Genomic DNA, 20,350 nt, shown 5'->3' with positions numbered 1-20,350 from the left:
CGAACCCGACGAATGGGATTCCGACGGCGGTCCCACTTTCGTCCGGCCCCCGACTTGACGATCGATCATCGCAAAACCTAGATTGTTGTACAGAATGTGACTCACGTAACATTTGGTCACGAAAGTGGCGGGGCTTGCCCTCAGGAACGACGCACAGCGGCAGACAGGGGTTCGGCACATGGCGAACGCGGCAGTGACACACGGCGAGACACACGGGACACACGGCGAGACGACCGGCGAGACCGACACCCGATTGGCCTGGGTTGCCCAGGCACGCTGCCGCGGCGGTGACCCGGACGAGTTGTTCGTCCGCGGCGCGGCCCAGCGCAAGGCGGCCACCATCTGCCGGCACTGCCCGGTACAGCTCGAATGCGGTGCCGACGCCCTCGACAATCGCGTCGAGTTCGGCGTCTGGGGCGGTATGACCGAGCGCCAGCGGCGCGCACTGCTGCGCCAGCACCCCGAGGTCACCTCGTGGGGCGAGTTCTTCGAGAGCCAGCGCCGTCGGCACGCCGACGCCGTCTGAGCACTGCGTTCTAGCTCTTCTGGCCGACGATCTGTTCGGCCACCGCGCGTAGCGCGGTCATGTCGGCCACCTCGAACGGCAGTGACGGCACCCCGACGATCGGGACGGCCGGATGCGACGCGGTGAACCTCTGCAGCAGATGCAGTTCGCGTCGACCGGTCGTCGTGCGTTCCGCGTGAATCGTCAGTACGGCCCGCGTCAGCTCGTCGTCCACCGATTCGAGGGCGGTCCGGGCGGCGTCCGCGGTGATCGACGTCAGATTCGGGTGCGTCCGGTTCAACAGCAGCCCCGCCAGCGGCATCCGTTCCTCGGACAGCCGGTCGACGAAGAATGCGGCCTCCCGCAACGCGTCCGGTTCGGCCGACGCGACCACCACGAACTGGGTGCCGGGCCGCTTGAGCAGGTTGTACGTCGTCGTGGCGCGTTCCTGGAAACCGCCGAACATGGCGTCGAGTGACTGCACGAACGCCGAGACGTCCCGCAGGGTGTCACCGCCGACGATCGTCGAGACACCGCGCATCGCCAAACCCACGACACCGGTCACGACGCGGCCGACCCCGCGCCCGCCGCCCATCAGCAACTTCATCAGTCGCCCGCTCATGAACGAACCCAGGCGGGCCGGCGCGTCGAGGAAGTCGAGCGCGTTACGCGACGGCGGGGTGTCGACGACGATGAGATCCCACTTGTCCTGCGCGAGGAGCTGCCCCAACTTCTCCATCGCCATGTACTCCTGCGTCCCGGAGAACGACGTCGCGACGGTTTGATAGAACGAGTTGTTCATGATGGCCTCGGCGCGTTCGGGCGTCGAGTACTGCGTCACCATCTCGTCGAAGGTCCGACGCATGTCGAGCATCATCGCGTCGAGCGACCCCGGTCCGTCGATCGCCACCGGCTGGGGCGCGTTGGTCAGTTCGGTCATCCCCAGCGACTGCGCGAGCCGCTTGGCCGGGTCGATGGTCAACACCACCACCCGCCTGCCCTGCTCCGCGGCGCGCACGGCCATCGCCGCGGCCGTGGTCGTCTTGCCGACGCCACCCGCTCCGCAGCAGATCACGACCTTGGTCTGTTCGTCGGCGAGGACCTCGCCCATCTTCAGCACGGCAACCATCACGCACCCGCCCGTTCCAAGAGGGCGGAGATCTCGTAGACCCCGCCGAGGTCGACCCCGTCGTCATACGACGGGATCTCGATGGTGGAGACGTCCACCTCGTCGAGTTCGGCCTTGGCCACCTGCTGCGCCTGGACCCGCGACGCGTGCTCGATGGTCTCGGTCAGCAGACCCTGCAGGTCGGCGTCGGACACCGTCAGCCCGGCCGACGACAGGTGTGCGGCGATCGTGGCGGCGTCGATGACGCCCTCGGCCGCGTTGTCGACCGCGGCCTCGCTCAGGTGTGGTGGCGCCACCCGGTTGATGATGAGCGCACCCACCCGCATCTTCTTGTCCCGCAGATCGGTGACCGCCTCGACGGTCTCCTGGATCGGCATGGCCTCCAGCAGCGTCACGAGGTGGACCACGGTGAGCTCCGAGTGCAGCAGCTGCACAACGCCGTCACTCTGGTTGCGGATGGGTCCGGTCTTGGTCAGGTCCGACATGGCGGAGGTGACGTCGAGGAAGTTGCCGATGCGACCCGTCGGCGGTGCGTCGACGACGACCGCGTCGTACACCTGCGCCCCGGCCTTGTCGGTGCGCACGACGCACTCCTTGATCTTGCCGGTGAGCAGCACATCACGGAGGCCGGGAGCGACCGTGGTGACGAAGTCGATGGCGCCGATGCGGCGCATCGCGCGACCGGCGAACCCGAGGTTGTAGAACATGTCGAGGTATTCGAGCAGCGCGTGCTCGATGTCGATGGCCAACGCGGTGACCTGACCGCCGCCCTGTGCGGTGGCGACCTTGGTCTCCGTCGGCGGCAGCGGCGGGATGTCGAAGAGCTGCGCGATGCCCTGACGTCCCTCGCACTCGACGAGCAGGACCTTCTTGCCCTGGCCGGCCAACGTCAGCGCGAGCGCCGCGGCGACGGTGGTCTTGCCGGTTCCGCCCTTACCCGAGACGAAGTGCAGCCGCGCGGTTCGCGCGGAGTCGGGCCAGCCGGCAGGCGAGAGGCCGGCGCCCGGTAGATCGGAAAGCGGTTGTGATGACACCACTCGACTGTATCGGCGAGCGCACTGCGAACCCCCGCGATCGGCGTAGCGAGGTGAGTGACGTCGATGACCTTTCGCCGGGGCCTCGATGTGTCCGTCACACCCCGATAGGGTGAGCCCATGAGTGAACTGACTGCGTGGGAATACGCCACCGTGCCGCTGCTGACCCACGCCACCAAGCAAATCCTCGACACCTGGGGCGTCGACGGATGGGAGTTGGTCAGCGTTCTGCCCGGCCCCACCGGTGAGCAGCACGTCGCCTACCTCAAGCGTCCGAAGGGCTGAGCGCGGTGTCCGACACGAAGCCGTCGTGGACGCAGCGCCTGGCCGATCTCGGAATCGAACTGCCCAAGGTGGTCGCCCCGCTCGGGGTCTACTACCCGGCTGTGCGCAGCGGCAACATGGTCTACACCTCGGGGCAGCTCCCGATGGTCGACGGTGAGCTGACGTTCCACGGCAAGGTCTCCGAGGGGGCCGAGGGCATCGTCAAACCCGACCAGGCCCGTGAGGCCGCACGTCTGTGCGCGCTGAACGCGCTGGCCGCGATCAACGGTCTGGTGGGTATCGACTCCCTGGTCCGCGTGGTCAAGATCGTCGGATTCGTCGCCTCCGCACCGGGTTTCACCGGACAACCCGGGGTGCTCAACGGCGCGTCCGACCTCATCGGGGAGATCTTCGGCGAGGCCGGTCACCACGCGCGGTCGGCGGTCGGCGTCGCCGAGTTGCCGCTGGGTTCACCGGTCGAGGTCGAGATGATCGTCGAGGTCGGCTGAGCGCCGGCTCACGACACCGCGGCTCTCAGACCTCTTGCAGGTAGGTCAGCTGGGCCTTGACCGACATCCGCGCGGCGGGCCACAGCTTCTTGTCGACGTCGGCGTAGACCCGTTTGACGATCTTCATCGGCTTCGCCTCTGCCGCAGTGAGATCGAGGTCGGCGAGCGCTGCGCGGATCTGGTCGATCCGCTCCTCCCGGTGCGTCTTGTAGTAGCGGGCAACCGGGATCAGATCGGCGTGGTCGGGGCCGTGGCCCGGTAGCAACGCACACCCCTCGCCCTCGACGATGAGCCGGTTGAGTGAGTTCATGTAGTCCCGCAGTCCACCGTCGGACGGGTCGAGAACCGTTGTGCCGCTTCCCAGGATGGTGTCACCGGTGCACATGGCGCGGCCGATGACCCGGGCGGGCTCGACCCCGGAGGTGTTGGCCGGGTCGCCCTTCGCCAGGTGCTCGACGAGGAAGCTGACCGAGTCTGCGGTGTGACCCGGGGTGCGCAACACCGTGATCCGCAGACCGGCGGCGAGGATCACCTCGCGGTCGGTGAGCGGATCGGCGTCGCGGCAGAACTTCTCGGTCAGCGCCCGCACCGGAGATCCGGTGAGCTCGTGGAACTTCTTGATGCCGTCGGTGTGGTCGGCGTGCCGGTGCGTGATGAGCGTCAGGACGACGCGCCCCTGTTCGGCCACCGTCTTCCGATGCTTCTTGTGCCCCTTGGGACCCGGGTCGACGACGACGCAGTCGGGGTGCCCGGGGGCGCGCAGGACCCAGGTGTTGGTTCCGTCGAGCTCCATCATCCCCGGGTTGTTGCACAGGACGACGGATGCGAACGGGGTGACCGTGCGCAGCGTCTCGTACGCGGGATGCTTCGGTGCAGTCATGCCCACACGCTACCGTCGCGACCTGTCCCGCTGACAGCGATCTGGCAGCCCGCGGCCACGCTGCAGACAGGTCGGACTCCTAGTTTTCTCCTCAGCGGACGCGTGTTCCGCTGCCGGGTTCTCGCACCGGCTGGAGAAACAGGAGTAGACGTGAACATCAAGAAGGCCGCCACCTCGACCATCGCCGCAGGGTTCGTCGGAGCCGCACTGCTGGGACTGGGCGTCAGCGCGGGCACCGCGTCCGCCGCACCGCAGCAGGGACATTCATCCCAGACCCAAGCACGTGCGCAGCAGCCCCAGCAGCAGCGACAGATCACCATCTCCCGACCCGACTACCGGCCGTTCACCTACCGCGGCCACCGGGTGACCCCGCGGTACGACGCGGCCCACCGTGCGTGGGGGTTCACCTACGACCGCACGTTCGTGCATGTCGTCCTCGCGCGTCGCTGACGCAGCAGGTCACGGCAGCGCCGGCGATGGTCTCTCCCGACCGTCGCCGGCGCTGTGCGTGTCGTGCCGTCGATCTAGGCGACGCGTCTGTGCACCTCGGCGATGATCCGTTGGATGTGCAGCCCACGCGCCGCATCGAGGGGATGGTCGGTCGACGTCGCGATGGCCGTGAGCAATTCGTCGACGAGGGTGGTGAAGCACTCGACCGAACCGGTGGTGCGATCGGTGAGGGTCACGACACCGTCGGGACCGTGGACGGAGAACTCGGTGACGGTCGGCCGTGCCGGGACGCGAAGCGACAGTTGCGCCGTCGAGGTCGCACCGCCGGTGTGTCCGAAGGTGAGATGCCACAGGTCGTCGTCGGCGATGACGCGCGCGTCGATCACCTTGGTGATCGAACCGAGCGTGGCGTCCAGCAGATCGATCACGTGCGGTCCGACGTCGAGCAGCGCGCCGCCGTCCTGCCGCCACTGCGACGACGAGTATCGGCCGCCCAGCAGGGATCCTGAGATCCATCGACCGAGACCGCCTGCGTACCGACCCGCCTGCGCCGCGTCCACGAATGCGCGTGTCTCCGGTGCGTACCGGCGGGTGAACGTGACGATCGAACGCACGTCGGCGGCTCGCACCGCCGCGACGATCGCCTCGGCCCCCTCGACCGTGCCCGCGATCGGCTTGTCCAGGATCAGGTGCTTGCCGGCGTCGGCGGCCGCGACGGCCAGGGGAGCCTGGGCGTCCGGCGGCACCGCGAACGACACCGCGTCGCACCCCTCGAGCATGGCCTCGATGGACTCGAAACGCGGCACGGGCAGGTCGTCGGCCGCCTCCGGTCGCCGGGTCCACACACCGACCAGCTCGACACCGGGATGTGCGGACAGCGCGGGGATGTGGGTCTCACGGGCCCAGGGGCCCGCACCCACGACGGCCACGCGGATGGGTGTAGCGGTCATGTCGCCGAGCCTAGTGGCCCGCGCCGGTCGCACCGCGTTCTACGCCGGTGGTGCGATCGCCTTCTGCACCTGCCGCATCCGCTCTGCGGCCTCCTCGTCGGTGATCGCATAGCTCGCCGCCGCGGCGTTCATGCCCCGGCTTATCGCATCGGCCTCCGCGGCGAGCTGTGCGAGGTCGGCTCTCCACGCGCTGGTGAACGACGTGACGGCTCCCCGGACCCCCGGGGCCCAGTCGCCGCTGGCGTCGCCCGCGGTCGTCGAGGCGTCGATCAGGGCCGCATGACATTCCTCCCAGTCCTTGGCGATGGCGTGTACGCGGGTCTTGTCGATCTGCACGGCGAGCCCCTATCGGCCGTCGGAGATCGTCGAAACCTGTTGCGGCAGTGCGGACAGGGTGTTCGGCCTGGTGTGCGCGGGTACGTCCAGATCCTCGGAGATCATCATCGTGATCCTTTCGGCGGAGGCGTCGACCACGAGTTCCGCGCCCCCGCGGTGTGCGCGGATCCGGCCCGGCGGGGACTGTTCGTCCGGCAGGAACCCTCGCACCAGAAGTCGGTCTGCGGCGGAGTTCACATCGACCGCGTTCGCGGTCTGTGCCTGCCCCGTCACCTCGACACGCAGACCGGTGGAATCCTCGAGGTATCGAACGCTCACGACCTCCGGAGGCGAAGGGAGCCAGGCGTGCTCCCACAGATCACGAAGGGTCGTGGCGAGTTCCACCGTCTGCATCCACGCTGCGCGCTGTGCGAGCGATGTCGCGTCGGACTCCGACGGTGGTCGTGCGTCCGCTGGGGGCGGGCCGGCGTGGCGTACGTGGACGACCCGGATCCGCGGGTCGCCGAGCAGCGCCTGTGCCTCGGTGAGCAACTCGTCGACGAACATCCGGTCGGCGTCCACGGGGTGATGCGGCCGGCCACCGGTCATCGCTTCCATTCCTTGTTCACGAAGCCGGTCACGCGCATGATGTCGTCGGTGCTGACGTAGTCCCCACCGCCCGAGATCGGTATGGGATAGCAGGGGCTCACCACGTCCACGACGAACCGGGTGTTGGAGGTCAGATCGACGCTGAAGATGCCGCTCGTCCCCGTACCGGGGTCGCCCTTGCGCGTGGTGATCTGGGCGCCGTCGGCCAGCGCGCGAATCTCGTCGTCGGTGAACGGTCGCGGCGTCGTCACGAACACCGTCGCGCTGTACTGGACTCCGTTGCGTGTCTGCTCGAAGGAGAAGTCCTTCTGCTCGGCTGTGCAGTTGCGCCAGGTCTCGGCCGACTGGCCGGTATCGACGCGGTTCTCGCCGGTGTTCGGCACACGGTCGAGCAGACGTATGGTCAGCGCTCGGCCCGCCTCCCGGATCTCGGCGGCCTGCGTCGAGGTCAGGGGACGGTCCGCCGTCACCTTCGCGGTCGAGTCGGGTGGCGATTCGTCGCTGTCGTCGCCCGAGGTGACGGCGACGCCGAGCACCGCCACCCCGATCACCACCACCAATCCCACGAGCACGATGGTCCGCTTGGTCATTCGTTGTCCTTTCGCGACTCGACGGCTGGATCCTGCTGCGTGACGGCGCCCTCGAGGACATCCCATCCGCTCCGGCGGTACTCGTGTGTGATGTCGTCGCCGTGACCGGCGACGATCTTGCCCAGGTTCTCGAGGGATTCGGTCCCTCGCTGGTAGTAGCTGTTGTGGTCACCGATGGGGAACGTGGCGTCCCCTCCTTCCGCGATGAACCGTTCGGCGCCGTAGTTCGTCGTCGCCGGGTCGGAGCCGAGGCCGCTCATCCCCAGGGAGCTGACGCCGTTGGGACTGCCCAGATGCCCGACGAAATCGTTGGCGGCCGAACCGACGTAGACGTTCTTCGCGCCGACCCCGAACTCCTCGGCCGAGGTGACCCCGCCGGTTCCCGGGGATCCGAGCAGGGTGACGGTGTCGACATCGCCTGCGAGGCGGCCGTTGTCGCCGGCCCAGCCGACCGTCGGTGTCCCGTAGCTGTGACCGATCAGGCTCAGGGCCAGGTGATCGGATCCGCCGGTTCCCTGTCCCGTCCCCAATTGATCGCGCGCCGCGGTGAATCCCTGGATGTCGGAGGCGAGCAGAGCGCCCCCGTCTCTGGCGGCGCCCGGTGCGGCGACCGCCCCCATGTCGGTTCCGCTCGGCGCGTCGTAACCGATCCACGCCACCGAGGCGAGTGATGTCGATCCGGACTTCGTGGCCTGCGCGTACAGATCGCGGGCCGAATCGACATTGCCCCCGATCTTGGAGATGTCGGTGGTCATCCCGGGCACGTTCCACGCGACATCGTGCGCGGTGTCGAGGTCGCCGATGGAGACGATGGCCTTGCCGTCACCACCGAAGGCACCCGCGTCGTATCCGTAGAGCTGGACCGGCACGTCCGGTGTGTCCCTCTGGGCGTTGCGGATTGCCGATCTCACGCCGTCGGCCTTCTCCAGTGTCCGCTGCGCGTCGCCGATTGCCTTCGGTGTGTTGGGAACGGCGGTCACCGCGTTCGACTGGGCGATGTCGCGGTCGAGGTTCTGCAGATTGGCATCGTTGCGTACCGAGGCCGGGAGTCCGTCGCCGTTACCGAGGTACTCGGGGAATTCCTGCAGGGCTGCTTCCTTCTCGGCCGGGGTCAGCCCGGCCCACCACTGTGCCCGGCGCTCTGCGCTGAGCCCGTCGATGTCCTCCGGATGCGCACCGCGCGCGATCTTGTCCAGCCCGGACCGAGTGAGAGCCGAGGGGTCGTATCCGCTCGCCACCATCGCCCGATTCGAGGCCGAAACGCCCGTGTAGGAGGCGAGTGCGGAGACGAACGTCCGTTCGTTGGTCTCGGTGGATGTTGTGAGGCGGTGGTTGTCGTCGGTGTAGGTCTGCACCTGACGCTGCAGTTCGGAGGACCGCTCCTGAAGGCCGGCCAGTGTCGCGGCCGGTATCTCCTTGCCCTCCCATGAGCTGACCTCGCCGGCGAACACGTTGATCGCCTGCGCGAGCGAACCACGCCTGTCGTCGAGCTCCTGACGGGTCTGCTTGAGATCGGTCAACGTGTCGCCGTAGGCGCGCACGGCCTGCGCTCCACGGATGAGCCCCGTGTACGCCGTCGACGTGTCGGCCGCGAACGGGGCGACGGCCCCGCGGTATGCGCCGGCACCCAGGCCGGACCACGGTCCTCCGTCGTCACCGATTCCGGAGATCGCCGAGCCGGTCGCGAAATCCTGCTGCCCCTCGGTGGCGTTCGCCACCGTCGTCAATCGTGTGGCCATGGCGTCGGCGTCGGACGGACTTCCCTCGACCTCGGCGGTCGGCGCCGGGGGAGCCGGGATCTCTATCGTCGGCATGGCCGTACGGATCCCATCCCCCTGGCCGGCATTCGGTCAGCCTTGCAGTTCGATTCGGTCTTGTCCAACAAGACGGACACGGAGCCAGTCGTACCATTCCGCCATCCCCTCGCCGGTTTTCGCGCTGACGGGGATGATGCGGGCCGTCGGGTTCGCGGTGCGCACAGCGACGATGTAGTCGTCGAGATCGACGTCGAGGTAGGGGATCAGGTCGATCTTGTTGATGAGCACCACCTCGACACTGCGGAACATCACCGGATACTTCATCGGCTTGTCCTCGCCCTCGGTAACCGACCAGACCATGGCCTTGGCGTGCTCGCCGACGTCGAACTCTGCCGGGCACACCAGATTCCCCACGTTCTCGATGATCACGAGGTCGAGCCCGTCGAGGTCGAGTCCCTGCAGCGCGCGGTTGACCATCGGTGCGTCGAGGTGGCATTCCCCGCCGAAACCGTCCTCGGTGTTGAGCAGCGACACCTGTGCTCCACGCCCGGCGAGTTTGGCGGCGTCGAGGTCGGTGGCGATGTCGCCCTCGACGATCCCGAACCGCATCTCGTCGGCGAGGGCCTCCAGCGTGGCGACGAGCACGGTGGTCTTGCCCGATCCGGGCGAACTCATCAAGTTGACCGCGCGGACCCCCGCAGCGTCGAAGGCGGCACGGTTGAAGTCGGCGCGCTGGTCGTTCTCCCCGAAGATCGCGTCGAGGACCTCCACGCGTTCACTGTCGGTGTCGTATCCGGACATGTCGCCGTGGTCGGTGTGGGCGTGACTGTGTTCGACACCGTCGTCGTGTCGGTGGAATCTGCCCATGGCCTGCTTCTCCTAGGTGGTCGCGGCGACCGATCCCGCGATGACGTCCTGCGGCGCAACCCATCCGCCGAACTGCTTCTCGAGTTCGAGCGCCACCGCGATGGTGACGTGGTCGTTGCCCGGCCGCGCGGCCACCTGCACGCCGACCGGCAGGCCGCGCCTGCTGAAGCCCAGCGGCACCTCGGTGACGGCCAGACCCAACATGTTGAAGATCGCCGCCCCGCCGAACAGCCAGGGGCGCGCCAGGGTTCCGTGGTGCAGAGGGGCCGGTTGCGGCAGCGGTGGGTGCAGCATGACTCCGTCCCCGATCGCGCCGTCCACCTCCTCGGCCAGATCAGCGGCGAACTTGTCGAGCAGCGTGCGCGCGGGACCGGGCAGCAACTCGGGGAGGCGGTCGCCGATCATCGCGAGCTGCAGTTGAAGACTGTTGGCGCGCAGCACGGCCGGGGTCAGGTGCCGCGAACCGGGCTCGCCGAAGGAGTCGAACAACGACATCACCGACGTGCCCGCGTGCTTGCGCAGCTCCATCAGGTAGCTGGCGATCACGCGGCGCATGGCGGGCATCGGCTGCCACACCACGTCGGCCCCGCGCTCGGCCAGGGCCGCTCCGGCGGCGTCGCGCGCGTCGCGGACGGATCGGTCCATCGGACGCAGGTAGCTCGACTTCGTGGGGACGATGACGCGCAGACCTTCCAGGTCGACGGACTCCGGGGTGCCGATCCGGGTCCCGTCGTCGTCGGCGAGGATGCGCAGCAACGGCATGAGATCGGATGCGCGCCGGGCCATCGGCCCGAGGGTCTCGAGCAGGTCGACCTCCTCCTCGCCGGACAGCGACGGGATCGACTCGTTCGCAGGGACCAGGCCGGGGGAGGGCTTGTGGCCGAACACGCCGCAGTAGAAGGACGGGATGCGGATCGACCCGCCGGTGTCGCCGCCGACGCCGAACGGGATGCCGCCCCCACCGATGGCCGAGCCCTCACCACCGGACGATCCGCCCGAGACGCGCCGGCGGTCATAGGGATTGGAGGTGCGGCCGTAGACGCTGTTGGTGCTCTCGATCCCGAGGCACAGTTCGGCGGTGTTGGTGACCCCGACGACGATCGCGCCCGCCCGCCGGAGTCGTTGCACGGCAATCGCGTCGACGTCGGCGATGATGCCCGCGCGGCTGGACAGCCCGGCCGTGTGCGGCATGCCGGTGACCGGGATGGACTCCTTGATCGTGCACGGCACGCCCTGCAGCGGACGGTCGGTGTCGGTGCCGGGGGAGCCGGCGTCGGAGGCATCGGCCTCGGCGAGGGCCTCGTCGAAGCGATCGCGGGCAATGGCCCCGAAGGCCTCGCGCCGGCGCAGGACACCGATGTGGAACTCGACCACCTGCCGTGAGGTGGTCGTCCCGGTACGGATCGCGTCGGCCAGCTCGAAGGCCGAGGCCGTGGCGATCCACGCGTCATCGACCGGTGTCGCGGCGCGGCGGCTTCGTCTGGAACGAGGGTGTGTCACACACCTGACCTTACTTAGTGCGCTGAGATCGTCCGTAGTGAATCAGCGCCATCCGCGGCAGTTGCGCTCATGTGCGGCACCTACAGATGCCGCGGATTCGAGAAGGTGCCGCGTATCCGCTCCGGATACAACAATCCGCTCCGGTTGCAACCGGAGCGGATCGTTGAAAGCGGAGCGGATCGAGGTCAGCGCGCGCGGCGGGCCAGACGCTCGGAGTCGGCGATGAGGACGCTCTTGCCCTCGAGTCGCAGCCAGCCACGCTGGGCGAAGTCGGCAAGCGCCTTGTTGACGGTCTCGCGCGATGCGCCGACGAGCTGGGCGATCTCCTCCTGCGTGAGGTCGTGCGTCACGCGCAGCGCACCGGCCTCCTGGGTGCCGAATCGCTGGGCGAGCTGCAGCAGCTGCTTGGCGACACGACCCGGGACGTCGGTGAAGATGAGGTCGGCGAGGTTGTTGTTGGTGCGGCGCAGACGACGGGCCAGCACGCGCAGCAGCTGCTCGGCGATCTCGGGGCGGTCGGCGATCCATGCCTTGAGCGCGTCGCGATCCATCGACACCGCGCGGACCTCGGTGACCGTGGTCGCCGAGGAGGTGCGTGGGCCGGGGTCGAAGATGGACAGCTCGCCGAACATGTCCGACGGTCCCATGATCGTGAGCAGGTTCTCGCGGCCGTCGACCGAGCGTCGGCCGACCTTCACCTTGCCCGCGAGGATGATGTAAAGGCGATCGCCTGGCTCGCCCTCGTTGAAGATGACGTGACCGCGCGGGAAATCGACAGGCTGGAGCTGCTTGGTCAGCGCCGCGACAGCGCTGGGCTCCACTCCCTGAAAGATGCCGGCCCTGGCCAGTACTTCCTCCACGTACGCCCCTTTCTGAGGGTGCCGCGGGGAGCTGCCCCGCGCATAGATTGTGATGTCCGAATGTTGGATTCGTCACTCGTTGTGATGAAGTCTACGGCCATAGCCCGAGCGGAGTTCGACGAACGTCCAACAGCGCCTCACCTGCCCGGTTGGGAGGTCATCGAACCGCGGTGATCAGCTGGCGCGGCTCGACTCGGTCGGGGAGTCGAACGACTCGGCTTCCGACGAGTCGCGGCGGCTGCGGAACTCGTCGAGCGCGGCGGGGAAGCCGTCCTCGGCCAGCGTGACCATCTGCTCAGGAGCTGCGCTTTCGAGGAACTCCTCGACCTGGTCGCGGTTGACGCTCACGTCGTCGATCCGCGATTCCATCTTCTCCATGGCCAACGCGAACAACATGAGCACCGCCGGGAACAGCAGTACAGCGAGTCCGTGCATGAAGGTCAGTAAACACAACCCAGGTCTCGGAAGGGCAACGAAACCCGAGGTGGAACCCAAGCGTTACCTCCGCGACCCCACCCGCCGAGCCGTGACCCGATGCTGAAGATCGCCTTCAGGTCTGCTCAGTACCCTTACTCGGGTGACCACGGATCCATCACGAGAAGCGCCGGCCGCAGCTGCGCCGCGATCTCGCCGCAAGAGCGCCGCGCAACGCGGTACCGAGACGCGCACCGGACTCGTCCGCCGCGCGCGTCGGATGGACCGCGAGCTGCAGACCGCGTTCCCGCACGTGTACTGCGAACTCGATTTCACGACGCCGCTCGAACTGTCGGTCGCGACCATCCTGTCGGCGCAGTGCACCGACGTGCGCGTCAACATGGTGACGCCGGCCCTGTTCCGCAGATACCCCGACGCCGCCGCCTACGCGGGTGCGCAGCGCGAGGAGCTCGAGGAGATGGTGCGCACCACCGGGTTCTATCGGAACAAGGCCAACTCGATCATGGGGCTCGGCCAGGCGTTGCTGGAACGCTTCGACGGTGAGGTGCCCGGCCGTCTCGAGGATCTCGTCACCCTTCCGGGGTTCGGCCGCAAGACGGCGAACGTGGTGCTGGGCAACGCGTTCGGTGTGCCCGGCATCACCGTCGACACGCACTTCGGACGTCTGGTCCGTCGCTGGAACTGGACCAGCGAGACCGATCCGGTCAAGGTCGAGCACGCGGTCGGCGAGTTGATCGAACGCAAGAACTGGACCGACCTCTCGCATCGGGTCATCTTCCACGGGCGTCGCGTCTGTCACGCGAAGAAGCCGGCCTGTGGGGTGTGCGTGCTCGCGGCCGACTGCCCGTCGTACGGCGAGGGCCCGACCGACAAGGCCGCCGCGGCCAAGCTGGTGAAGGGTCCCGAGACCGACCACCTGCTCGCGCTGGCCGGGGTGTCGGAGTGATCAGCCGTCTGTCGCGTGTGCCCGCGTCGGCACGCTGGACCATCGCCGCCTTGATCGTCGTGGTGGCCCTGATCGCCGCCATCTGGCCGCGGGGTTCGGCATCGACCGACGACGGACTCGGATCCGGCAACCCGGCGGCGTCGGCGGGGCCGATCCCCGGGGCGACCGCGTCGGTGAGCGCCGACGACCTCTCCGCCGCGCGCACCCGGGCGGCTCTCGCCCCGTGTCCCACCGGCACCGCGCCCGCTCCGGCCACGTCGGTCCTCAAGGGGGTCGCCGCGCCGTGTCTCGGCGGGCCCGGCACGGTCGACCTCGGAGCCGCCACCGCGGGCAAGCCCCTGCTCATCAACTTCTGGGCGCCGTGGTGCCTGCCGTGCCGCAAGGAACTGCCGTCGGTCGCCGACTTCGCGCGCATCGCCGGCGACCGGGTGCAGGTGCTGGCGGTACAGGCCAAGGAGGGATCGGAGAACCCCGTGCTCGCCCTCGGCCTCCTCTCCGAGATCGACGTGCACCTGCCGTCGGTCGTCGACACCGAGTCGAGGATCGCGGCCGCACTCGGCGCCCCGCGTGCCTACCCGGTGTCCATCCTCGTGCGGGCCGACGGCACCGTCGCGAAGGTGCTGCCCACCGTCTACGCCGACACCCAGGCGGTCACCGATTCGGTGAACCAATACCTCGGCACGAGCCTGTGACCGACCGGACAGGCGGCGACGGTGCCCGCACCGCCGCCGGACCGCTGACGTCGAACGACGCGATCCCGTCGTGGCTGCGATCGCTCACCGACAACGTCGACGGGGTCACCGACAGCGTGAACAACCGCGGCGGCGACCGCACCAAACTCCTCGCGCTCACCCGCAAACGCAGCGCCCGGCCGGCGTCGGTCCTCGTGCTGTTCGGCGGATCGTTCGACACCGCCGAGGACGGGACACCGCCGGTCGACGCCGACGTGCTGCTCACCCAGCGGGCGAACACCCTGCGCAACCACCCCGGACAGGTCGCCTTCCCCGGCGGAGCCGTCGACCCGGGGGACGACTACCCCGTGGGGACCGCGCTGCGGGAGGCGCAGGAGGAGACCGGACTCGCGCCGGACAGCGTCGTACCGGTCGCGCAGCTGCGGTCGTTCCCGGTGCCGCCGTCGGGATTCGACGTCGTGCCCGTGATCGCCCACTGGCCCACGCCGGGCCCGGTCCGCGCGGTCGATCAGGGCGAGACCGCCCGGGTCGCGCGAGTACCGCTGCGCGACTTACTCTCTCCGGACAATCGTTTTCAGGTGCAGCGCTCGGTGATGGGAGGGCGGGTCTATCGGGGCCCGGCCTTCTGGGTGGAGGACATGCTCGTGTGGGGCTTCACCGGCGGACTGCTGGCTGCGATCTTCGAGACCGCGGGATGGGACATCCCGTGGGACACCGACGACGTCCGTGACCTCGGCGACATGCTGGACCGGGCGGGTCAGCGATGACCGGGTCGGCGTGGGTCGACGTCGCCGTCGTCGTGGTGGCCCTGCTGGCCGCCGCATCGGGATACCGCCAGGGCGCCCTCGCGTCGGGGCTCGCGTTCCTCGGGGTCGTTCTCGGCGCCGTCGCCGGGATCATGTTGGCGCCGCACATCATCGATCACATCGGCGACCGCCGGTGGCGACTCGTCGTCGGCGTCGGACTGCTCGTGTTGCTGGTGGTCATCGGCGAGGTGTCGGGGATGGTGCTCGGCCGGGCCGCACGCAGCGGCATCCGCTCGGCGGCCTTCCGGCGCGCCGACAGCGGCATCGGGTCGTTGTTGCAGGCCGTCGCCGTGCTGGTCGCTGCGTGGTTGTTGGCCATCCCGGTCAGCAGTGCCGCCGAACCGTCCATCGCCAACGCCGTGCGCGGGTCGAAGGTGCTCAGCGGGGTCGATCAGGTTGCCCCGCAATGGTTGCGCGAGCTGCCGAGCGACTTCAGCTCGCTGCTCGACGACTCGGGTCTGCCCGAGGTCATCGGCCCGTTCGGTCGCACCCCGATCACCAACGTCAACCCTCCCGACGGCACCCTGCTCAACCTGCCGGTGATCAGCCAGGTCCGGCCCAGCGTCGTCAAGATCGAGGGCATCGCGCCGAGTTGCAACCAGGCACTCGAGGGCAGCGGCTTCGTCGTCTCGCCCGAGCGGGTGATGACCAACGCGCACGTGGTCGCGGGCACCCGCACCCTGAAGGTGCAGTCGAACGACGGTCCGTTGGACGCCACCGTGGTGCTGTTCGACTACCGCAACGACATCGCCGTGCTCGATGTCCCCGGACTCACCGCGCCGGCCCTCGACTTCGTCGACCAGCCGGCGAACACCGGCGACGACGCCATCGCGCTGGGGTACCCGGAGGCGGGTCCGTTCACCGCGAGCCCGGAACGCATCCGCGAGGTGGTGAACCTGTCCGGCCCGGACATCTACCGCGACGGCCAGGTGCGACGCGAGGTCTACACCGTCCGTGGATCCATCCGGCAGGGCAATTCCGGTGGACCGCTGATCGACTCGGACGGGCAGGTGCTCGGGGTGATCTTCGGTGCGGCCGAGGACACCTCCAGCGAGACCGGTTTCGTGCTCACCGCCAAGCAGGTCCAGGACAACCTGCAGGCGTCCGAGGGCCGCAACTCCGCCGTCGACACCATGTCCTGCGTGCACTCGGGCTAGTGCTGACGAAGGACCGGCGTTACCCGCCGGTGTCGTCTGAACCCGCCTCGTCGAGCGCACGACGGATCCTGGTGGCACCGGCCAGATAGTCCTGTCTGGCCTGTGGGTCGAGTTCGCGGTTGACGATCGTCTCGAGTTCCGCCCAGACGGCACGGATGCCCTCCTGTGCGCTTTGTCCGGCCGGGGTGAGATGGACGAGGCTGACCCGTCGGTCGGTCGGTGAGGTACGCCGGACCACCAGTCCGGCGCGCTCCAGTCGCGCCGACATCTTCGCCACCGTCACGTGGCTGATCCCCATCGTCTCCGCGAGCGCCTTCTGCGACTGGCCGTCGTCGCGATCGAGTTCGGTCAGCAGGATCTCCTGCGCGGGGAACAGCCCGAGGTCGGAGAGCCCGGCCGCGGCGATGGCTCGTTGCATGCGGGCCATCGCGTAGATCGAGTAGCTGACGGGGAACCTGCTCTCGAGAGCGTTGGCGGGAACGCGACTGCTCATGTCCGACATTCTGCCTTTCCCGTTGCGCTCGGAGTGTTGCCGCCTACTATTACGTAGTCGGCTACTCAATTGGGCGAAGGGGTGTCACGACCATGACCGATGACCAGAAGCGCGTGGTCGCGGAGATGCTGCGTACCGGGCCCCTCGACCTCGGGGGAGACGTCCACGAACAGCGTCGGGTGCTGGTCGAGATGTTCACCGCGTTCCCGCTACCCGACGACGTGGTCGCGACCCCGGACCGGCTCGGCGGCGTCGAGGTCGTGTCGGTCGAGATCGCGGGGGTCAGCACGGATGACGTGGTGGTGTATCTGCACGGCGGGGCCTACGCGCTCGGGACGGCCGCGTCGTCGGTCGGTCTCGTCGGTGATCTCGCGCGCCGCGCCGGTGTCCGGGGTGTCACGGTCGACTACCGACTGGCGCCCGAGTCGCCCTATCCCGCCGCACTCGACGACGCGGTCGCTGTGTACGAGGCACTCCTGGAGTCGACCGATCCCCGGCGGATCGCTTTCGTGGGTGAATCCGCGGGCGGTGGCCTGGTCCTGGCCACGCTCGTCGCACTGCGTGCCCGTGATGTGCCGATGCCCGCGGCGGCCGCCGTCTTCTCCCCGTGGGCGGATCTGACACTGTCCGGCGGGACGATCGACACCAGAGCCGGGGTCGACCCCGCTCTGACGGCTACCGGATTGCGCACGCGCGCGACGGATTACGTCGGATCGTCCGACGCGTCCGACCCGCTGCTGAGCCCTGTGCACGCTGATCTCACCGGGCTTCCCCCGTTGCTCGTCCAGGCGGGATCGAACGAGATCCTCCTCGACGACGCGATTCGCGTGGCGGCCGCTGCGGCGAGAGCGGACGTCGAGATCAGCATGCAGATCACCCCGGGCGTACCCCACGTCTTCCAGGCGTTCGCCGCGATCCTCGACGAGGGAGCCGCTGCGCTCGATGCGGCGGGGGAGTTCCTACGCGCGCACCTCGACAGAGCCTGACCTCCGACCGTCCTCGCGCGAGCCACCCGCAGACCCCCACGAAATGGAGCCCCAGATGTCGATTCCCGACGACGACCCGACGCGTGAACTGACCGTCTCCGGCCGGGACGATCCCGGTGTCGCGCACATCTTCCTCGCCGGGGACACCTACTCGGTGTTGGTGACCGGTGAGCAGACCGGTGGTCGGTACTGCCTGATCGACATGGAGATCCCGCCGGGCGGTGGTCCGCCTCCACACCGCCACGACTTCGAGGAGATGTTCACCATCCTCAGCGGTGAGATCGCGTTCACCTTTCGCGGCACCACGACAACCGTGGCCGCCGGGAACACCGTCAACATCCCCGCCAACGCGCCCCACAACTTCGTCAACCGGTCCGACAAAAACGCGCACGTCCTGTGCCTGTGTTCTCCGGCCGGGCAGGACGAGTTCTTCGACCGGGTGGGCGATCGCATCCCGACTCGGACGAGTCCTCCGCCTGAGTTGACGCCGGATCAGATCGACGAGCGTCGGAGGCTGGCGGCCGAGCTTGCGCCGACCTACGCCACCGAGATGCTCTGACCCGCCGGGGTCAGACGAGCTGAAGGTGTTCGTGGAGCAGCTCGGCGGTCTGGCCGGGGTTCTCCTCGTGCGCGTAGTGCCCGCTGCCGTCGACCTCGGCGTAGGTCATCCGGGACGCCCAGTACCGGCTGGCCGACACGGTCTCGGTGAGCATGTAGTCGTCGAGGTGTCCGCGGACGGCGAGAACCGGGATGTGCAGGCGCTGGTTCATCAGCGCGAGGAACTTGACCCCGTCGCGTCGCAGTTGTGACCGGAACGCCCAGCGCCGGTACTCCAGGCTGCAGAACGCGACTCCGGGGATCTGGATCGCGGCGCGATTGCGGCGGATTACCTCGGCGTATTCGTCGGTGTGCTGCCAGGCCGACGCGGTGCGGCGGGCGAACATGTCCGCGATGAACGCCCCGTCCGACTTGGTCAGGGTCTTCTCCGCCGTGCGGGGCAGCTGGTTGCCCAGGAACCCGCTCAGGAACGCCGAACGCTGGGCACCGTCGCGCACCACCGCGTACCGCAGGGCCCGCGGGTGGGGTGATCCGACGACGGCGATGGACCGGACCGCGCGCGGGTGCAGGGTGGCGGTCGCCCAGCAGACCAGACCGCCGTCGGCGTGCCCGACGAGCGCGGCGTCAGCGTGCCCGAGCGAACGGATCAGGGCGTTGGTGTCGCCGGCGAGGGTCCAACCGTCATAGCCGCGGGGTGGCTTGTCGGAGTCGCCGTAGCCACGCAGATCGAGCGCGACGGCGCGATAGCCCTGCGCGGTCAGCGACTCGAGCTGGTGCCGCCAACTCCACCAGAACTCGCCGAACCCGTGCAGCAGCAACACCAGGGGTCGGTCGGTGTTGCCGTCACCGCACTCGACGGCGTGGAAGCGTATCCCGTTGGCCCGGACGTCGAGATGCGTCCAGGGTCCCTCGATCCGTACCGAAGACGGGTCAGGCGCCGGCACTGTGACGGCGGATCAACCGCGTGGCGCCGAACCCAGGCCGCCGGGGAGGTCGGCCGGGGCGCCCTTGCCGGATCCGGGCAGCACCGACGGGACGGCCTTGACCGAGTCGATGGTCTTCTTCGGGCCGCGGATGCGCTTGACGATGATGAAGCCGACGATGCCCGCGACGATCGCGATGACCAGCAGGATCAGGAACACGATCCCGAACGCGGCCCAGCGCGGCAGCCACTCGTCGAGCAGTTCGGCGAGGAAGAAGAAGAAAAAGAAGCTGGCGTAGAGCGCGATGGCGCCGGCGACGATGAACAGGGCCGCGCTGATGCCCGCCTTCTTGGCCTCACCGACGATCTCGGTCTTCGCGAGCTCGAGTTCCGACCGGAACAGCGTCGACATGTGGGTCGTCGCGTCCTTTACGAGTCCGCCGACGGACTGCTCGGCGGGCGCGTGGGGGTCACTCAGCGGGATGGCAGAAACGTTTCGGCCCACATCTCCGCGGGCACGGTCGTCCAGGCTCACAGCTGCTCCTCCATAGTCGGTCTACGCGCTCATCGTGCCATGCCGGGGCGTGACGATGACGACGACCGCCTCCGCGGCACCCTCGGTCGCGCTGTATCGATGCGGCCGGTCGCTCACCCAGCTCGTCGACTCACCCGCCGCGACGGTCCGCATCGCGTCGACCGGACCCACCCGCAGACGCCCCGCGACCACGGTCAGATGTTCGGTCACCCCGGCGACGTGGGCGGGGGAGGTGTGGTCGGCCCCGGCCTCGTAATGCAGTCGGAACACCTCCACGGTCGAGTCCGGCAACTCGCGGACGTCGAGCGTCGTCGACACCATCCCGCCGCTGCTGGTGCGCACCTGCAGGGTTCCGATCAGCGCGGACATCGCCACTCCGAGTGGGGCACACAGTGCGTAGAGGGTCTCGATGGTCGGATTGCGCCGGCCGGTCTCGATCTCCGACAACGACCCCTTGCCGACCGAGGAACGGCGTGCGAGCTCGGACAGGCTGAGCCCTCGCTCGGTCCGCAGCGCACGGACGCGTCGCCCGATCTCTGCCGACGCCGAACCCGCTGCCATGGCTCGAGCCTACGTGCTACGTTCCGTATCCAGAACGTTC

Annotated in this window: 26 protein-coding genes; 10 read left to right on the top strand and 16 right to left on the bottom strand. The window is 68.6% G+C overall.

Annotation, left to right across the window (positions count from 1 at the left end):
- Positions 1-178 precede the first annotated feature (178 nt).
- Positions 179-526, top strand: a complete 348-nt coding sequence (locus IEV93_RS01875) for a WhiB family transcriptional regulator (RefSeq protein WP_229704821.1) — start codon at positions 179-181, stop codon at positions 524-526.
- A gap of 10 nt (positions 527-536) precedes the next feature.
- On the opposite strand, the gene bagB is transcribed toward IEV93_RS01875, so the two are convergent.
- Entirely contained in the window at positions 537-1,634 is a 1,098-nt protein-coding gene (gene bagB / locus IEV93_RS01870) for an ArsA family ATPase (RefSeq protein WP_188486397.1), read from the bottom strand.
- Positions 1,634-2,668 (bottom strand): ATPase BagA, encoded by a 1,035-nt coding sequence (gene bagA / locus IEV93_RS01865; RefSeq protein ID WP_229704820.1) that lies wholly within the window; start codon positions 2,666-2,668, stop codon positions 1,634-1,636. Before bagA ends, bagB begins: the two co-directional genes overlap by 1 nt.
- A 120-nt stretch (positions 2,669-2,788) precedes the next feature.
- On the opposite strand from bagA, the gene sp36 reads away from it, so the two are divergent.
- Positions 2,789-2,953 carry a Sp36 family protein gene (sp36, locus tag IEV93_RS01860; protein ID WP_188486393.1) on the top strand — a complete coding sequence of 55 codons (165 nt, stop codon included), beginning with the start codon at positions 2,789-2,791 and terminating at the stop codon, positions 2,951-2,953.
- Positions 2,954-2,958: 5 nt separating this feature from the next.
- Positions 2,959-3,441, top strand: coding sequence for a RidA family protein (locus tag IEV93_RS01855; RefSeq protein WP_188486391.1), 483 nt, complete (start codon positions 2,959-2,961; stop codon positions 3,439-3,441).
- A 25-nt stretch (positions 3,442-3,466) separates the two neighbouring features.
- Here the strand turns inward: IEV93_RS01855 and IEV93_RS01850 are convergent, their stop codons facing one another.
- The gene (locus IEV93_RS01850; RefSeq protein ID WP_188486389.1) at positions 3,467-4,321 is read right to left on the bottom strand and encodes an MBL fold metallo-hydrolase; all 855 of its coding nucleotides are present in this window, start codon (positions 4,319-4,321) and stop codon (positions 3,467-3,469) included.
- Positions 4,322-4,471: 150 nt separating this feature from the next.
- Between IEV93_RS01850 and IEV93_RS01845 the strand changes: the two genes are divergently transcribed.
- On the top strand, positions 4,472-4,771 hold the full coding sequence (locus tag IEV93_RS01845) for a hypothetical protein (RefSeq protein WP_188486387.1): 300 nt from the start codon (positions 4,472-4,474) through the stop codon (positions 4,769-4,771).
- Positions 4,772-4,845: 74 nt separating this feature from the next.
- Here IEV93_RS01845 and IEV93_RS01840 read toward each other — a convergent pair whose 3' ends face one another.
- The 9 genes from IEV93_RS01840 to IEV93_RS01800 all read right to left on the bottom strand — a co-directional run bounded on the left by IEV93_RS01840 (position 4,846) and on the right by IEV93_RS01800 (position 12,654).
- Positions 4,846-5,721 carry a Gfo/Idh/MocA family protein gene (locus tag IEV93_RS01840; RefSeq protein WP_188486385.1) on the bottom strand — a complete coding sequence of 292 codons (876 nt, stop codon included), beginning with the start codon at positions 5,719-5,721 and terminating at the stop codon, positions 4,846-4,848.
- A 39-nt stretch (positions 5,722-5,760) separates the two neighbouring features.
- Complete coding sequence (locus tag IEV93_RS01835) at positions 5,761-6,057, bottom strand: hypothetical protein (protein WP_188486383.1); 297 nt, start codon at positions 6,055-6,057, stop codon at positions 5,761-5,763.
- A gap of 9 nt (positions 6,058-6,066) precedes the next feature.
- On the bottom strand, positions 6,067-6,645 hold the full coding sequence (locus tag IEV93_RS01830; RefSeq protein WP_188486381.1) for a hypothetical protein: 579 nt from the start codon (positions 6,643-6,645) through the stop codon (positions 6,067-6,069).
- The gene (locus tag IEV93_RS01825) at positions 6,642-7,235 is read right to left on the bottom strand and encodes a hypothetical protein (RefSeq protein ID WP_188486379.1); all 594 of its coding nucleotides are present in this window, start codon (positions 7,233-7,235) and stop codon (positions 6,642-6,644) included. The genes IEV93_RS01830 and IEV93_RS01825 overlap by 4 nt, the downstream gene beginning before the upstream one ends.
- Positions 7,232-9,049, bottom strand: a complete 1,818-nt coding sequence (locus IEV93_RS01820) for an alpha/beta hydrolase (protein ID WP_188486377.1) — start codon at positions 9,047-9,049, stop codon at positions 7,232-7,234. The genes IEV93_RS01825 and IEV93_RS01820 overlap by 4 nt, the downstream gene beginning before the upstream one ends.
- A gap of 36 nt (positions 9,050-9,085) precedes the next feature.
- A complete protein-coding gene (gene hypB, locus IEV93_RS01815; protein WP_188486375.1) occupies positions 9,086-9,859 on the bottom strand; it encodes a hydrogenase nickel incorporation protein HypB in 774 nt (257 codons plus the stop codon).
- Positions 9,860-9,871: 12 nt separating this feature from the next.
- Positions 9,872-11,359, bottom strand: a complete 1,488-nt coding sequence (locus IEV93_RS01810; protein ID WP_188486373.1) for an amidase — start codon at positions 11,357-11,359, stop codon at positions 9,872-9,874.
- A gap of 185 nt (positions 11,360-11,544) precedes the next feature.
- Positions 11,545-12,219 (bottom strand): Crp/Fnr family transcriptional regulator, encoded by a 675-nt coding sequence (locus IEV93_RS01805; protein WP_188486371.1) that lies wholly within the window; start codon positions 12,217-12,219, stop codon positions 11,545-11,547.
- A 174-nt stretch (positions 12,220-12,393) separates the two neighbouring features.
- Positions 12,394-12,654 (bottom strand): hypothetical protein, encoded by a 261-nt coding sequence (locus IEV93_RS01800; protein ID WP_188486369.1) that lies wholly within the window; start codon positions 12,652-12,654, stop codon positions 12,394-12,396.
- A gap of 259 nt (positions 12,655-12,913) precedes the next feature.
- Here IEV93_RS01800 and nth point away from each other — a divergent pair, with 259 nt between their 5' ends.
- From nth to IEV93_RS01780, 4 genes are read left to right on the top strand one after another with little or no spacing between them, the layout of a single operon-like run.
- The gene (gene nth, locus IEV93_RS01795) at positions 12,914-13,600 is read left to right on the top strand and encodes an endonuclease III (protein ID WP_188490293.1); all 687 of its coding nucleotides are present in this window, start codon (positions 12,914-12,916) and stop codon (positions 13,598-13,600) included.
- Positions 13,597-14,292: a redoxin family protein gene (locus tag IEV93_RS01790; protein WP_229704819.1), complete on the top strand. Its 696-nt coding sequence runs from the start codon at positions 13,597-13,599 to the stop codon at positions 14,290-14,292. The genes nth and IEV93_RS01790 overlap by 4 nt, the downstream gene beginning before the upstream one ends.
- Positions 14,289-15,059, top strand: coding sequence for an NUDIX hydrolase (locus IEV93_RS01785; protein ID WP_188486367.1), 771 nt, complete (start codon positions 14,289-14,291; stop codon positions 15,057-15,059). The genes IEV93_RS01790 and IEV93_RS01785 overlap by 4 nt, the downstream gene beginning before the upstream one ends.
- Positions 15,056-16,255, top strand: coding sequence for a MarP family serine protease (locus tag IEV93_RS01780; RefSeq protein WP_188486365.1), 1,200 nt, complete (start codon positions 15,056-15,058; stop codon positions 16,253-16,255). The genes IEV93_RS01785 and IEV93_RS01780 overlap by 4 nt, the downstream gene beginning before the upstream one ends.
- Positions 16,256-16,274: 19 nt before the next feature.
- Here the strand turns inward: IEV93_RS01780 and IEV93_RS01775 are convergent, their stop codons facing one another.
- The gene (locus IEV93_RS01775) at positions 16,275-16,748 is read right to left on the bottom strand and encodes a MarR family winged helix-turn-helix transcriptional regulator (protein WP_188486363.1); all 474 of its coding nucleotides are present in this window, start codon (positions 16,746-16,748) and stop codon (positions 16,275-16,277) included.
- A gap of 92 nt (positions 16,749-16,840) precedes the next feature.
- Here IEV93_RS01775 and IEV93_RS01770 point away from each other — a divergent pair, with 92 nt between their 5' ends.
- Together IEV93_RS01770 and IEV93_RS01765 are read left to right on the top strand one after the other, a co-directional pair.
- Positions 16,841-17,734 (top strand): alpha/beta hydrolase, encoded by an 894-nt coding sequence (locus IEV93_RS01770; RefSeq protein ID WP_188486361.1) that lies wholly within the window; start codon positions 16,841-16,843, stop codon positions 17,732-17,734.
- Between the two features lie 55 nt (positions 17,735-17,789).
- Positions 17,790-18,293 (top strand): cupin domain-containing protein, encoded by a 504-nt coding sequence (locus IEV93_RS01765; RefSeq protein WP_188486359.1) that lies wholly within the window; start codon positions 17,790-17,792, stop codon positions 18,291-18,293.
- 10 nt (positions 18,294-18,303) lie between these two features.
- Here IEV93_RS01765 and IEV93_RS01760 read toward each other — a convergent pair whose 3' ends face one another.
- Genes IEV93_RS01760 through IEV93_RS01750 form a run of 3 tightly spaced genes read right to left on the bottom strand, consistent with a single transcriptional unit; the run spans position 18,304 to position 20,310 of the window.
- Positions 18,304-19,236 (bottom strand): alpha/beta fold hydrolase, encoded by a 933-nt coding sequence (locus tag IEV93_RS01760; RefSeq protein ID WP_188486357.1) that lies wholly within the window; start codon positions 19,234-19,236, stop codon positions 18,304-18,306.
- 12 nt (positions 19,237-19,248) lie between these two features.
- Complete coding sequence (locus IEV93_RS01755) at positions 19,249-19,749, bottom strand: phage holin family protein (protein WP_188486355.1); 501 nt, start codon at positions 19,747-19,749, stop codon at positions 19,249-19,251.
- A gap of 21 nt (positions 19,750-19,770) precedes the next feature.
- Positions 19,771-20,310 carry a helix-turn-helix domain-containing protein gene (locus tag IEV93_RS01750; RefSeq protein ID WP_188486353.1) on the bottom strand — a complete coding sequence of 180 codons (540 nt, stop codon included), beginning with the start codon at positions 20,308-20,310 and terminating at the stop codon, positions 19,771-19,773.
- Between the last annotated feature and the right edge of the window lie 40 nt (positions 20,311-20,350).

Origin of the sequence: Williamsia phyllosphaerae (assembly GCF_014635305.1) — a bacterium.
Lineage (GTDB): Bacteria > Actinomycetota > Actinomycetes > Mycobacteriales > Mycobacteriaceae > Williamsia_A > Williamsia_A phyllosphaerae.
Note: the sequence above shows the minus strand (reverse complement) of the source record. Positions and strands in the feature narration are given on the sequence as shown.

What these genes read in the sequence shown, in the direction of transcription:
- IEV93_RS01840 (WP_188486385.1), bottom strand. Translation starts at nt 5,721, where the DNA reads ATGACCGCTACACCCATCCGCGTGGCCGTCGTGGGTGCGGGCCCCTGG.
- IEV93_RS01875 (WP_229704821.1), top strand. Translation starts at nt 179, where the DNA reads ATGGCGAACGCGGCAGTGACACACGGCGAGACACACGGGACACACGGC.
- IEV93_RS01780 (WP_188486365.1), top strand. Translation starts at nt 15,056, where the DNA reads ATGACCGGGTCGGCGTGGGTCGACGTCGCCGTCGTCGTGGTGGCCCTG.
- IEV93_RS01830 (WP_188486381.1), bottom strand. Translation starts at nt 6,645, where the DNA reads ATGACCGGTGGCCGGCCGCATCACCCCGTGGACGCCGACCGGATGTTC.
- IEV93_RS01775 (WP_188486363.1), bottom strand. Translation starts at nt 16,748, where the DNA reads ATGAGCAGTCGCGTTCCCGCCAACGCTCTCGAGAGCAGGTTCCCCGTC.
- IEV93_RS01750 (WP_188486353.1), bottom strand. Translation starts at nt 20,310, where the DNA reads ATGGCAGCGGGTTCGGCGTCGGCAGAGATCGGGCGACGCGTCCGTGCG.
- IEV93_RS01765 (WP_188486359.1), top strand. Translation starts at nt 17,790, where the DNA reads ATGTCGATTCCCGACGACGACCCGACGCGTGAACTGACCGTCTCCGGC.
- bagB (WP_188486397.1), bottom strand. Translation starts at nt 1,634, where the DNA reads ATGGTTGCCGTGCTGAAGATGGGCGAGGTCCTCGCCGACGAACAGACC.
- IEV93_RS01850 (WP_188486389.1), bottom strand. Translation starts at nt 4,321, where the DNA reads ATGACTGCACCGAAGCATCCCGCGTACGAGACGCTGCGCACGGTCACC.
- nth (WP_188490293.1), top strand. Translation starts at nt 12,914, where the DNA reads ATGGACCGCGAGCTGCAGACCGCGTTCCCGCACGTGTACTGCGAACTC.
- hypB (WP_188486375.1), bottom strand. Translation starts at nt 9,859, where the DNA reads ATGGGCAGATTCCACCGACACGACGACGGTGTCGAACACAGTCACGCC.
- IEV93_RS01825 (WP_188486379.1), bottom strand. Translation starts at nt 7,235, where the DNA reads ATGACCAAGCGGACCATCGTGCTCGTGGGATTGGTGGTGGTGATCGGG.
- IEV93_RS01820 (WP_188486377.1), bottom strand. Translation starts at nt 9,049, where the DNA reads ATGCCGACGATAGAGATCCCGGCTCCCCCGGCGCCGACCGCCGAGGTC.
- IEV93_RS01770 (WP_188486361.1), top strand. Translation starts at nt 16,841, where the DNA reads ATGACCGATGACCAGAAGCGCGTGGTCGCGGAGATGCTGCGTACCGGG.
- sp36 (WP_188486393.1), top strand. Translation starts at nt 2,789, where the DNA reads ATGAGTGAACTGACTGCGTGGGAATACGCCACCGTGCCGCTGCTGACC.
- IEV93_RS01800 (WP_188486369.1), bottom strand. Translation starts at nt 12,654, where the DNA reads ATGCACGGACTCGCTGTACTGCTGTTCCCGGCGGTGCTCATGTTGTTC.